The organism is Pseudomonas sp., assembly GCF_035554175.1.
GTDB lineage: Bacteria > Pseudomonadota > Gammaproteobacteria > Pseudomonadales > Pseudomonadaceae > Aquipseudomonas.
The window spans coordinates 57,880-70,015 of the sequence record NZ_DATMIV010000004.1; the positions used below are offsets into that span (position 1 = coordinate 57,880).

Here is a 12,136-nt window from a genome sequence, read left to right on the forward strand (position 1 = left end):
TTTATGAACAACGCAAAACTTTATGTCATCGACTACACACTGCATGGCACCCCCAAGTCGTTCATTATCCGCTCGGACAAAATGGACAATGCCGAAGCCTGGCATTGGGCAAGCTGCGATGCCGGCGTGGGTCGCATCCCGCGCTTCGGTCGCGAGAAAGTGCAAAAGACCAGCAAACCGATGGCAGAAAAATTCGGCCTGGAAAACGTCACCTGGCGTCAGACCAACTGAAGCCATCGCTGTAACCGTACAAGGGGAATTGCCTGATGAACGACTCCACGTCTCACCCAGCCAGACTGGACTACGGCCTGACTACGTTCTTCGGGCAAATCACCAAAACGGTGGATTGCCAGGTCTGGCTGGAAACGGTTGCCGATGACCCTTACCGCTTCACTTTGTGCGTCAAGGCACCGGTACCGGATGATCTGGGCCAGGCGAAGATCGTTGTGGTCAAGGTCGAAGGGCGAACGCTGCAAGGCACGGTGAGGCACGTCGAGCGACGGGAAGACGACAGTCTGAAAATGGAAGTGGAGCCTGATTAGGCTCCACTTTTTTTTGCCGTGATTATTTCGGATGAGCGCAGCCGCAGCCCTTCATCGCACATTCTTCACCGTGCTTGTGGTGATGGGCGCAGGCCTCGCAGCAGTAGTGTTTACCGTGCACAGCGTAGGAATGCTCACCCTCTTTGAGGGTGCAGTTGCAGCCGGGGCAGTCGCATTTTTTATCGGACATGGGACAGACTCCTTGCGTGGTGGTGGTCTGAGGCTTTAGTGGCAAGCCGTAGGAGACAGTGTAGGAGGTGGTTTTGCAGGGTGGGCAGGTGTTGAGAGATTGAGCGACGGGAAGATGGCTTTCGCGAGCAGGCTCGCTCCCACAGAACAGCAAAAGCAAAGCAAAGCAAGATCAAAAGATCGCAGCCTTCGGCAGCTCCTACACACGATGAGCGCAAGCTCGAGTACCGCTTTTGATCTTGATCTCAGAGCCCGTCGGCAGGCTGAGTGGAGGGATCGATCCGGGCGTGGGAGCGCAGCGACCGTTTGGCGTAGCCAGACACAGCGAGTGTAGGTGCAGCGAAGCAAACCGGAGCCGCTGCGCCAAGATCGATCCCGCAGCGAAGGAACCCCGAGCCCCAGCGAGCGGGCCGAACGTCAGGGCGCAGACCTTTTGGTTCCTTTTGGGGCGTTTGCCAAAAGGGACTCGCCGTAAGGGCGAAACCGCCAGTCGCAACACCCGCAGCAACGGATATGTACTCCAGAATCACTGCGCCTGACGCGAACTCCGATACATAAACACCAAAGCCACCGCCAGACACACCATCGCCAACATCCGACTCGAAGACAACCCGATCGCCGGATTTCCCAACCAGCCAAAATTATCGATCAACATCCCCATCCCCAGCTGCCCGACAATCACCGCCACAGTTGCCACAGCCGTCCCCACCACCGGCACCGCGCCAACCATCACCATCATGTACACCACGCCAAACAGCGCCCCGGTCAACTGCCACTTCGGCACCTCCAGCAGACTCACCGCCTGCGCCGGCTCGAAAAACAGGATCAACAACCCGGTCACCACCGCACCTACCGCAAACGTCAGCAGACTGCTACGCAGTACCCCCACCGTCTCGCCCAAACGACCATTGATTGCCGCCTGAACACTCAACACCGCGCCGGCCATCACCACCACCGCCAACAAAATCACCAGACTCATCATTCACCCCCGCGCAATCAGAACCAAAGCCACCACAATCAAACCCAACGCCAGCCAGCGCTCGCCGTTGACCTTTTTGCGCGTCGTGCCGAACCAGCCGAAATGGTCGATCAACACACTCTTGCCGACCTGCCCGGACAAAATCGCAATCATCGTCATGGCAATGCCGACGTGCGGCGTCGCCAGAGTCAGCACCACAACGTACATCGGCCCGAGGAAACCGCCGATCAACTGCCAGCGCGGCAGTTGGGTCAGCGCCGGGCCTTTCTGCGGCCCCGCGAACAACGTCAGCAAAAACAGAATCGCCGAGCCCACGCCAAAAATGCTCAGCGTCGCCCACAAATGTCCGACCTGCTCGCCCAGCGGGCCAAGCAAGCCGGCCTCCACCGACAAACCCATGCCGGCGAGTATCACCAACGGCAGCAACAACAGGCGTAACACCGACCTCTTCACCGGTGCCGCAACCAACCCCTCATCCAACGTCCGCATACACAACCTTCCACGCTCATAAACAATGGCGCGGATTATCGGCTGGCGTGGCTGTGCGATAAATGGGAGCATCCGGACAACACTTTTGCGCAACACGCACAGCGAGAACGCCATGCACGGGCTCAATGAACTGGGATTCAAAGCGTTAAGACTGTTTGTAGCGGTGCTCGACCACGGCAGTTTTTCCGAAGTCGCCCGCCGCGAAGGCGTGGCACCCTCGTCGATTTCGCGGCAGATCCAGTTGATGGAACAGGCGCTGAACCAGCAATTGCTCTACCGCCACACCCGCGCCGTCACGCCAACCGAAGCCGGGCGCATGCTCGGTCATCATGCGCGGCTGCTGCTGGTGCAACTGGAAGAGGCCGAGCAGGCGTTGCAGGAGCAGCAAAGCGAACCCACGGGACTTGTGCGCATCAACGCCCCGGTGGTGTTCGGCCAACGCCATCTGACGCCGTGGCTTGGCGAGCTCTGCACGCGCTATCCGAAGCTGCAACTGGATATCCAGCAAACCGACCATTACATCGATCCGCTGCAGGAAGGCGCCGATCTGTTGTTTCGCATCGGCCCGCTGCACGACTCAGGCATGCAGGCGCGGGTTCTGGCACCGCACCGCTTTCAGGTCGCCGCCAGCCCGGCCTATCTCAACCGCCACGGCACCCCGCAGCATCCGGACGAACTCGCGCAACATCAGTGCCTGGCCTACAAGGGTGCGGCCGGTCAGCAACGCTGGTTTTTCCGCCGCGATGACGAGGACTGGACGCCGTACACGGTCAGAGGCCCGATCACTGGCAACCACGCCGACACCCTCACCCAGGCCGCGCAACAGGGCCTGGGGCTGGTGATGTTTCCGTCGTGGCTGATCGGCGAAGCGGTGCGCGAAGGCACGCTGGTGCCGGTGCTGCGGGAGTATCAGGTGTCGAACAGTCTGGAGCCGCAGCAGATTGCCGTGCTGTGGCCGGGAAGTCGGCGGTTGTCGGTGAAGGTGCGCACGGTGATTGATTTTTATGTCGAATGCTTTGGCGAGATTCCCTATTGGGACCGAGTTTGAACTCCACCCAAATCCCCATGTAGGAGCCGCCGAAGGCTGCGATCTTTTGACCTTTTTCACGAGCAGATCAAAAGATCGCAGCCTTCGGCAGCTCCTACGGGGACTGTGTACGGCGTCAGATACGGAACTGGCCGACCAGCTTGCCCAACCGCTGCCCCAGCTCCGCCAGACTGCGCGAAGTCTGCGCGCCCAATTGCGTTTCATCGGCCACGCTGTCCACCGCCACCGCAATCTGATGCACGCTGCGGTTGATTTCCTCGGCCACCGCCGTCTGCTCTTCTGCCGCGCTGGCGATCTGCGCGTTCATCGAGTTGATCGTCGCGATCAACTGCGCCATGGCATCCAGCGACGCCCCGGCCTGATTGGCCTGCTGCGAAGTGCCGTCGCCGGCCTCGCTGGAGCGGCGCATCGCTTCGACTGCCTGCTGCGTGCCCGCCTGCAAGCGGTCGATCATGCCCTGGATTTCCTGGGTGCTGATCTGCGTGCGGCTGGCCAGCGCGCGCACTTCGTCGGCTACCACGGCGAAACCACGTCCGGCCTCACCGGCGCGGGCCGCTTCGATCGCCGCGTTGAGGGCCAGCAGGTTGGTCTGCTCGGCAATCGAACGGATCACCCCGAGCACGCCGACAATCGAGCTGACGTCCTGCTGCAGGCTATCGAGCGACACGCCGCTGTTGCGGATGTCATCGACCAGCGCATGAATCTGTTTGATGCTGCCCGCCACCACGCGCTTGGCGCTCTGGCCTTCTTCATCGGTCTGTTGCGCTGCGACGGCGGCGTTCTGCGCGCTCTTGGCGACTTCCTGAGCGGCGGCGGACATTTCGTTGATCGCCGTGGCGACCTGATCGGTTTCGTGGCGCTGGCGTTCCATGGCCTGATCGGAACGCTGGGCCTGTTCCGACACCTGGGTGACCAGTCCGGTGAGCTGCGTGGTCATTTCGGTGATCTGCCGCACCAGCCCGTGGATCTTGTCGACGAAGCGGTTGAACGAACCGGCGAGTTCGCCGAGTTCGTCCTGGCTGGTGATGTTCAGGCGCTGGGTCAGATCGCCCTCGCCCGCCGCGATGTCGTCGAGGCTGGCTTTCATTTGCGTCAAGGGGCGCAGAATGGTGTTGGCCAGCAGCATGCCCGCCGCCGCGATCAGCAACAGCACCAGCACAGCGACGCCGACGATGCTCAGCACCACGCCTTGCACACGCTCCTGCACTTGCGCTTCGACCTGCGCCACCTGAGATTCGATGCCGTCGAGGTTGACCGAAGTACCAACCGCCATGTCCCATTTCGGCAAATATTCGGTGTAGCCGAGTTTCGGCACCAGCACCTTGGCGTTGCCCGGCAGCGGCGAGCTGTATTGCAGATAGTGGGTGCCGTCCTTGGCCACTTTGACCAGCCCGAGGTTGACGTAGACGCCATTCGGGTCGCGGTTGTCCTTGAAGCTTTTGCCCACGCCGTCGGGGTCGTTGGCCTTGAACAGGCGCACGGTCTCGGAGTCGTAGCCGAAGAAGTAGCCGTCCTTGCCATAGCGGATGCCCGAGAGCAATTTGATCGCCTGCGCCCGCGCGGCGTCGTCACCCGGAGCAGCGGCGTCGTAAAGCGGTTTGATCGTGGTCATGGCCACGGCAACGTAGCTTTGCAGAGTGGCCTTGGCGTCGCTGAGCAGACGCTCGCGGGTCTGTTCGACTTCCTTGCGCGCCTGTTCCTGGAGGATGAACAGCGTGGTCACGCTGATGACCAGCGCAAAGAGCAGCACCGGCAGAACGGCAAGGGACAGCACTTTAGCCTTGAGACTCAGGCGCATCGGGGGACTCACTCTTTTGATTTTGTTGGCGTGGTTAAAGGCTTTAACGGCACGCCGGGGCAAAAGTTGAATCCGGGAAATACCCGATCCCCTGTGGGAGCGAGCCTGCTCGCGAAAGCATTGGGTCAGCAACCCGTGTGTCGACTGACACGCCGCCTTCGCGAGCAGGCTCGCTCCCACATTGGGCGATTGTGAGTTTTTAGAGAACCATCGCCGCCACCCAGCCAAACACCAGCAGTGGCAGGTTGTAGTGCAGGAAGGTCGGCACCACGGTGTCCCAGATGTGGTGATGCTGGCCGTCGATGTTCAGGCCGGACGTCGGGCCGAGGGTCGAGTCCGAGGCCGGCGAGCCGGCGTCACCCAGCGCCCCGGCAGTGCCGACGATGCAGACGATGGCGATCGGGCTGAAGCCCAGTTGCACGCACAGCGGCACGAAAATCACCGCGAGGATCGGCACGGTGGAAAACGACGAGCCGATGCCCATGGTCACCAACAGCCCCACCAGCAACATCATCAGGGCACCGACGCCTTTGCTGTGATCGATCCACGCTGCCGACGCTTCTACCAGCGTCTGCACTTCGCCGGTGGCCTTGATCACTTCGCCGAAACCGGACGAGGCGATCATGATGAAACCGATCATGGCCATCATCTTCATGCCTTCGGTGAACAGATCATCGGTCTCGCGCCACTTGACGATGCCTGACGCCGAGAAGATCAGGAAACCGGCCAGCGCGCCGATGATCATCGAGTCCAGCAGCAACTGAATGACGAACGCGGCGGCGATCGCCACGCCGGCAATCATCAGGCTCAGCGGGTTGTACTGCACCGCTGTCTGTTCGACCTGCTCGATTTTGGCGAGGTCGTAAACACGCTTCTTGCGATAGCTGATGAACGCGATGCCGAGGCCGACCAGCATGCCCAGCGCCGGAATGCCCATGGCGTGGGTGACATTGATACCACTGATGTCGACGCCGCTGCGCGCAACGTTGGCCAGCAGGATTTCATTGAGGAAGATATTGCCGAAGCCCACCGGCAGGAACATGTACGGGGTGATCAGGCCGAACGTCATCACGCAGGCGATCAGGCGCCGGTCGAGTTGCAGCTTGGTCAGTACATATAGAAGCGGCGGCACCAGCAGCGGAATGAAGGCGATGTGGATCGGCAGAATGTTCTGCGAGGCGATCGCCACCACCCAGAGCAGGCCGATCAGCAGCCATTTGACATTGCCGCCGCCGGTCGCATGTTGCCGGTCAACCATGGCCAGGGCCTTGTCGGCCAGCGCATGGGCCAGGCCGGACTTGGCGATTGCCACGGCGAAAGCGCCAAGCAGCGCGTAGGACAACGCCACCGTCGCGCCGCCGCCCAGACCGCTGTTGAACGCTTTGAGCGTCGCTTCGATACCCAGACCACCGGTCAGACCACCGACGAGCGCCCCGACGATCAGCGCGATCACCACATGCACGCGCGACAGGCTGAGGATCAGCATGACGCCGACGGCTGCTATGACTGCATTCATTTCACTACCTCGAAAAACACTGCGGGTGGAAACACACCGCCAGACAGGATGAGTCCGCCCGGGACTGGCCGGCGGATTGGCAAAGAGGGTCTTATTAGAGGGCGCGCACTGTGCCGTAGAGTAGCGGTGGTGTCAAAGCGAGCGACTGAAACAAGCGCTGAAGCCTCCTGCAGGAGATCACCTGTGGCGAGGGAGCTTGCTCCCGCTCGGCTGCGCAGCAGTCGTAATCCGGTATGTACAGAGTGACTGAATGAACGTCTTCGCAGGATTTGGGGGCGCTTCGCACCCCAGCGCGAGCAAGCTCCCTCGCCACAGGGGTCGCGTTGAACGGAAGATCGGCGAAGTGCAGCAACTCGCCCTATTGCGTCCCCAGGATAAAGAAAGCGCAAACATGGCCGCTACAGTGCAAAGTCTCAGATATTTATCGGATAAGGATGTTCTCCATGTCACTCAGACAACTTTCCATCCAATGGAAAATCACCCTGCTCGCCGGGCTTTGCCTGGCCGGTATCGTGACCCTGTTGGTGGGTCTTTCGCTGTATCGCATGGAGCACAGCTCGGCGCTGGTCAAAGCTTCGAGCATGGAGATGCTCACCGAGTCGGCGCAGGCGCGTATTGAATCGCAAGGCGAGGTGCAGGCCGCCGGCATTCGCCAGCAGTTCATGGATGCCTATCAGTACGGTCACGGTTTCTCGCGGCAGGTGTTGTTTCTGCGCGAGCAGGCCGAAAAGCGTTTTCTCGACGCCTTCGATCTGCGCGAAGACATGACCCGTCAGGTCAAATCCGCGCTGCAAGCCAACCCGGAGCTGCTCGGCCTGTCGCTGGTGTTCGAAGCCAATGCACTGGACGGCAAGGACGAACTGTTTGCCGGTCAGGCCGAGCTGGGCAGCAACGACAAAGGTCGTTTTGCCCTGTACTGGTCGCAGCCGACCCCGGGCAAGGTGCACTCGATGGCGCTGCCGGAAAGCGATATGAGCGACACCAGCACCGGCCCCAGCGGTCAAGCCGCCAACGCCTGGTTCACCTGCCCGCGCACGACCCTCAAACCCTGTGTGATCGAGCCGTACTTCTACGTCATCGACGGCCAGAAAGTGCTGATGACCAGCATCGTCTTCCCGCTGCAGGTCAACGGCAAAGTCATCGCTTCACTGTCGGTCGATATCAACCTCAACAGTTTGCAAGCGATCAGCCAGAACGCCAGCAAGAAGCTTTATGACGGTCAGACCGCCGTGAGCATTGTCAGCCCCGCTGGCCTGCTCGCCGGTTACAGTCCGGATGCCGGCAAGCTCAGCCAGCGCCTGGATGCGGTGGATCAGGCCAGTGGCAGCGAGCTGCTGCGCCTGCTGGCCTCAAGCACCGGGGTGAGTAGCCTGCACAGCAACGGCCAGTTGAAAGTGCTGTCGCCGTTCCAGCCGATTCCCGGCGGGCCGGCGTGGGGCGTGTTGCTCGATGTGCCGGAGAAAGTTCTGGTCAGCCGCGCCGAAGCGCTCAAGCAACAACTGGATGCGAGCAACAGGTCAGGCACGCTGATGGAACTGAGCCTTGGCCTGCTCGCCGCGCTGATCGGCCTGCTGCTGGTGTGGCTGATGGCGCGCAGCGTGACCAGACCGATCCTCGGCGTGGCGCACATGCTCGAAGACATCGCCAGCGGCGAAGGCGACCTGACCCGGCGTCTGGCCTACGACAAGCAGGATGAACTCGGGCAACTGGCCGGCTGGTTCAACCGTTTTCTCGACAAGCTGCAGCCGATCATCGCCGAGGTGAAACGCTCGGTGCAGGATGCGCGCAACACCGCCGATCAGTCCTCGGCCATCGCCACCCAGACCAGCGCCGGCATGGAGCAGCAGTACCGTCAGGTCGATCAGGTCGCCACCGCTTCCCACGAAATGAGCGCCACCGCGCAGGACGTCGCACGCAGTGCCGCACAGGCCGCCGAAGCCGCCAAGGACGCCGACCGCGCCACTCGCCAGGGGCTGACCGTGATCGACCGCACTACCGCGAGCATCGACACCCTCGCCGCCGACATGAGCGCTGCGATGGTTCAGGTCGAGGGCCTGGCCGCCAACAGCGAGAAAATCGGCACGGTGCTGGAAACCATCCGCGCCATCGCCGAGCAGACCAACTTGCTCGCGCTCAACGCCGCCATCGAAGCCGCCCGCGCCGGTGAAGCCGGGCGCGGTTTTGCGGTGGTTGCCGACGAGGTGCGCAACCTTGCGCGCCGCACTCAGGAGTCGGTGGAGGAAACCCGTCAGGTCATCGAGCAATTGCAGAACGGCACGCAGGAAGTGGTCGGTTCGATGGGCAACAGCCATCGGCAGGCGCAGGGCAGCGTTGAACAGGTTGGCCAGGCGGTGACGGCGCTGCGGCAGATCGGCGATGCGGTGACGGTGATCAGCGACATGAACCTGCAGATTGCCAGTGCCGCCGAAGAGCAGAGCGCGGTGGCTGAGGAGATCAACAACAACGTGGCGACGATTCGCGATGTGACCGAGTCATTGTCCGGGCAGGCGAATGAATCGGCGCGGGTCAGCCAGTCGCTCAACAGCCTGGCGAACCAGCAGCAGCGGTTGATGGATCAGTTCCGGGTCTGACCCTGACAACCTGTAGGAGCCTGTAGGAGCTGTCGAGTGCAACGAGGCTGCGATCTTCCGATCTGGTATAGCAACACCAAAAGATCGCAGCCTCGTTGCACTCGACAGCTCCTACAGGATTTGCGTAAGGCTTGGGGTTAGCGCTTAGGCAGCTCAATCACTACTTTCAACCCGCCCCACTCGCTCTCGCCCAGCACCAGCAAGCCACCCCAGGTATCGACGATATCCCGCACTATTCCCAGCCCCAGCCCGTGACCATGGGTCTGTTCATCCAGGCGCGTGCCCCGGCTGAATACCTGAGCCCGCTGTTCCTCGGGAATCCCCGGGCCGTCATCTTCCACGCTCAGGGCGAAACCGTCAGTACGCTCGATCACGCTCAGACGCACCTCGGCATCTGCCCATTTGCAGGCGTTGTCGAGCAGGTTGCCGAGCAGTTCGAGCAAGTCCTCACGGTCCCAGGGAAGTTGCAGGCCCGCTGGCGCCACGTAACTCAAGGCCAGATGCTCGCCATGAATCATGTTCAGCGTCGCCAGTAACCCCGGCAATTCCGCGTCGCAATCGAACAGCGCACCGGGCAGCGCATCACCGGACAGTCGCGCGCGGTTGAGTTCGCGATTGAGGCGCTGCTGCACCTGTTCCAGTTGTTCCTTGAGAATCCTGCGCAGCTCGGGATGGTCATCGAGCTTGTCGCTGGAGGCCAGACTCAGCAGCACCGCCAACGGCGTTTTCAGCGCATGGCCGAGATTACCCAAGGCATTGCGCGAGCGCTTGAGGCTGTCTTCGGTGTGCGCGAGCAGATGGTTGATCTGCGCCACCAGCGGTTCCAGTTCCACCGGCACACTCTCGTCGAGTTGCGAGCGCTGGCCCTGCTGCAACTGGGCGATCTGCTCGCGCGCGCGCTCCAGTGGTTTCAGGGCGCGGCGCACGGTCAGGCGTTGCAGGAACAGGATCAACAACAGTGCCGCCAGACCCAGGCCAAGCCCGATCTGGCGCATGCGCTGGAAACTGTCGCTGACCGGCGTGTAATCCTGCGCCACGCTGATCGAGATCGACTGGCCCAGGCGGCGATAGTCCGAACGCAGTATCAGCAAGCGTTGCCCGCCGGGGCCCAGTTGCAGGTTGCTGTGCAGCCCCGGCTGTTGCAGCAGCGGCAGTTCCTGGTCCCACAACGAGCGCGAACGCCAATGGCTGTCGGAGAAGTCGATGCGAAAGTAATGCCCGGAAAACGGCCGCTGATAGGCCGGCGACAAATGCCGCTCATCCAGTTGCAGGCCTTGCGGGCCGCGCACCAGCGCCACGAGCAGGCTTTCGCTGTCGTTGCGCAGGCCGGCTTCGAGATAGCGCTGCAGACCGACCTCGAACAACCACAGGCTGATTTGCGCCAGCAGCAGACCGACTATCACCATCACGCTGATCAGACCCAGGCTCAAACGGCGCTGGATCGATCTCATGAAGCTTGTCCGCCGAACAGGTAACCCTGACCGCGCCGGGTTTCAATCACGCTTTTGCCGAGCTTGCGTCGCAAGTGATTGACGTGGACTTCCAGCACGTTGGAGTCACGCTCGGTTTCGCCGTCATACAGGTGTTCGGCAAGATGGCTTTTGGAGAGGATCTGTTCAGGGTGCAGCATGAAATAGCGCAGCAGGCGGAACTCGGCGGCGGTCAGTTGAATATCGGCACCATCGCGAACCACACACTGACGTCCCTCGTCCAGGTGCAGACCGGCGGCTTGCAGGGTCGGCTGGTTGGACTGGCCCTTGGAGCGACGCAATAGCGACTGAATGCGCAGGTACAGCTCTTCCGGGTGGAACGGTTTGGTCAGGTAATCGTCGGCGCCCGCCTTCAGGCCTTCGATGCGCTCGGCCCAGGAATCACGCGCGGTGAGAATCAGCACCGGAATCGCCAGACCGGCGGCGCGCCACTGCGCCAGCACCTCGAGCCCCGGTACGCCCGGCAGGCCGAGGTCGAGGATGATCAGGTCATAGGGTTCGCTGCCACCCTGATACACCGCATCGCGGCCATCGGCCAGCCAGTCCACCGCGTAGCCTTGGCGTTGCAGGCCGGCGAGCAATTCGTCGGCCAGCGGTACGTGGTCTTCCACCAGAAGCAAACGCATCGATCAATCTTCCTTGTCTTTGACTAACTCGCCGGTGTCGGCCTTCAAGTGCAGCTCGCGCGCCACGCCTTCAACCGTCAGCAACTCGACTTCGTATACATACACGTCGTGTTTTTCTTCCAGCTCGACTTCCAGCAGTTTGGCGCCGGGGTAACGATCCATGGCCTGCTGCAGCACTTGCTCGAGCGGCAGGATCACGCCCTGACGACGCAGATCCAGCGCCTCGTCCTGATCCAAGTCGCGGGCCATGGCAGTGGTGCCCAACAACACCAGCGCCAGCGCCGTCAGGCGGGTGGCGCGAATATTCAGCTTCATTCCGTATCCTGATGATTCCTGAGCTCTTGACCATCGACGGCGTTGAATTCCAGATCCCACTTCACACCTTTCGGGTCGCGCAGTTCGATCTGGTAAATGAACTTGCCGTACTCTTCTTCCAGCTCGGTTTCGGTGATTTCCGAATCGGGGTGTTTTTCCAGCGCGATGGCGTTGAGCTTCTCGAAGGAGACGATAGTACCAGCGTCGCGCAAACGAAGCGCTTCGTCCGGGCCGAGGTCGCGCGCAAGAGCAGTACCGGCGGTGAGGCCGATGATGGCGGCAGTGATCAGGGCAGTCAGGGTGTTCACGGGTGTCTCCGGATTCTTATAGGTTGCTTACGGTGGGCACCTTAACGGGATCAACTTAACTCAAACTGAATGGCCATCATTGTGCCCCCACTGCTGGCAAGTTTCCCTGTGGGAGATTCTATGTTGCGTAGCAACCCCGCAATTTCAGGTTAAGCGATATTCGCTCTGGTTCTTCATCAGGGCGAACGCCACTCGACAGAGCTTGCGAGCAAGAGCTACCAACGCCTGTGTTTTCGAGAAGCCTC

General features: G+C 61.4%; 13 protein-coding genes and 2 pseudogenes. 5 read left to right on the forward strand and 10 right to left on the reverse strand.

What is annotated here, in order from left to right:
- Positions 1-3 precede the first annotated feature (3 nt).
- Together VNV36_RS01950 and VNV36_RS01955 are read left to right on the forward strand one after the other, a co-directional pair.
- Entirely contained in the window at positions 4-231 is a 228-nt protein-coding gene (locus tag VNV36_RS01950) for a DUF6555 family protein (RefSeq protein WP_016775403.1), read from the forward strand.
- A 35-nt stretch (positions 232-266) separates the two neighbouring features.
- Positions 267-542 carry a hypothetical protein gene (locus VNV36_RS01955; protein WP_325715723.1) on the forward strand — a complete coding sequence of 92 codons (276 nt, stop codon included), beginning with the start codon at positions 267-269 and terminating at the stop codon, positions 540-542.
- A 22-nt stretch (positions 543-564) separates the two neighbouring features.
- On the opposite strand, the gene VNV36_RS01960 is transcribed toward VNV36_RS01955, so the two are convergent.
- The 3 genes from VNV36_RS01960 to VNV36_RS01970 all read right to left on the reverse strand — a co-directional run bounded on the left by VNV36_RS01960 (position 565) and on the right by VNV36_RS01970 (position 2,199).
- Positions 565-732 (reverse strand): metallothionein, encoded by a 168-nt coding sequence (locus VNV36_RS01960; RefSeq protein WP_080902506.1) that lies wholly within the window; start codon positions 730-732, stop codon positions 565-567.
- 525 nt (positions 733-1,257) lie between these two features.
- Entirely contained in the window at positions 1,258-1,710 is a 453-nt protein-coding gene (locus VNV36_RS01965) for a DMT family transporter (RefSeq protein WP_325715727.1), read from the reverse strand.
- 3 nt (positions 1,711-1,713) lie between these two features.
- Positions 1,714-2,199, reverse strand: coding sequence for a DMT family transporter (locus VNV36_RS01970; protein WP_325715729.1), 486 nt, complete (start codon positions 2,197-2,199; stop codon positions 1,714-1,716).
- 112 nt (positions 2,200-2,311) lie between these two features.
- Between VNV36_RS01970 and VNV36_RS01975 the strand changes: the two genes are divergently transcribed.
- The gene (locus VNV36_RS01975; RefSeq protein ID WP_325715744.1) at positions 2,312-3,247 is read left to right on the forward strand and encodes a LysR family transcriptional regulator; all 936 of its coding nucleotides are present in this window, start codon (positions 2,312-2,314) and stop codon (positions 3,245-3,247) included.
- 115 nt (positions 3,248-3,362) lie between these two features.
- Here VNV36_RS01975 and ctpM read toward each other — a convergent pair whose 3' ends face one another.
- Positions 3,363-5,045: a methyl-accepting chemotaxis protein CtpM gene (gene ctpM / locus VNV36_RS25895; RefSeq protein WP_325715731.1), complete on the reverse strand. Its 1,683-nt coding sequence runs from the start codon at positions 5,043-5,045 to the stop codon at positions 3,363-3,365.
- 199 nt (positions 5,046-5,244) lie between these two features.
- The gene (locus VNV36_RS01985; RefSeq protein WP_325715733.1) at positions 5,245-6,561 is read right to left on the reverse strand and encodes a Na+/H+ antiporter family protein; all 1,317 of its coding nucleotides are present in this window, start codon (positions 6,559-6,561) and stop codon (positions 5,245-5,247) included.
- A 1,586-nt stretch (positions 6,562-8,147) separates the two neighbouring features.
- Here VNV36_RS01985 and VNV36_RS25680 point away from each other — a divergent pair.
- A pseudogene (locus VNV36_RS25680) lies at positions 8,148-8,294 on the forward strand (HAMP domain-containing protein); the annotation flags it as partial.
- 102 nt (positions 8,295-8,396) lie between these two features.
- On the forward strand, positions 8,397-9,152 hold the full coding sequence (locus VNV36_RS25685; RefSeq protein ID WP_371699990.1) for a methyl-accepting chemotaxis protein: 756 nt from the start codon (positions 8,397-8,399) through the stop codon (positions 9,150-9,152).
- Between the two features lie 137 nt (positions 9,153-9,289).
- Here the strand turns inward: VNV36_RS25685 and VNV36_RS01995 are convergent, their stop codons facing one another.
- The 5 genes and pseudogenes from VNV36_RS01995 to VNV36_RS02015 form a co-directional block, all read right to left on the reverse strand.
- A complete protein-coding gene (locus VNV36_RS01995) occupies positions 9,290-10,603 on the reverse strand; it encodes a sensor histidine kinase (RefSeq protein WP_325715737.1) in 1,314 nt (437 codons plus the stop codon).
- Complete coding sequence (locus VNV36_RS02000) at positions 10,600-11,268, reverse strand: response regulator transcription factor (protein WP_325715738.1); 669 nt, start codon at positions 11,266-11,268, stop codon at positions 10,600-10,602. The genes VNV36_RS01995 and VNV36_RS02000 overlap by 4 nt, the downstream gene beginning before the upstream one ends.
- 3 nt (positions 11,269-11,271) lie before the next feature.
- Positions 11,272-11,583, reverse strand: a complete 312-nt coding sequence (locus tag VNV36_RS02005; RefSeq protein ID WP_325715740.1) for a PepSY domain-containing protein — start codon at positions 11,581-11,583, stop codon at positions 11,272-11,274.
- Positions 11,580-11,891: a PepSY domain-containing protein gene (locus VNV36_RS02010; RefSeq protein ID WP_325715742.1), complete on the reverse strand. Its 312-nt coding sequence runs from the start codon at positions 11,889-11,891 to the stop codon at positions 11,580-11,582. The genes VNV36_RS02005 and VNV36_RS02010 overlap by 4 nt, the downstream gene beginning before the upstream one ends.
- 118 nt (positions 11,892-12,009) lie before the next feature.
- A pseudogene (locus VNV36_RS02015) lies at positions 12,010-12,136 on the reverse strand (IS110 family transposase); the annotation flags it as partial.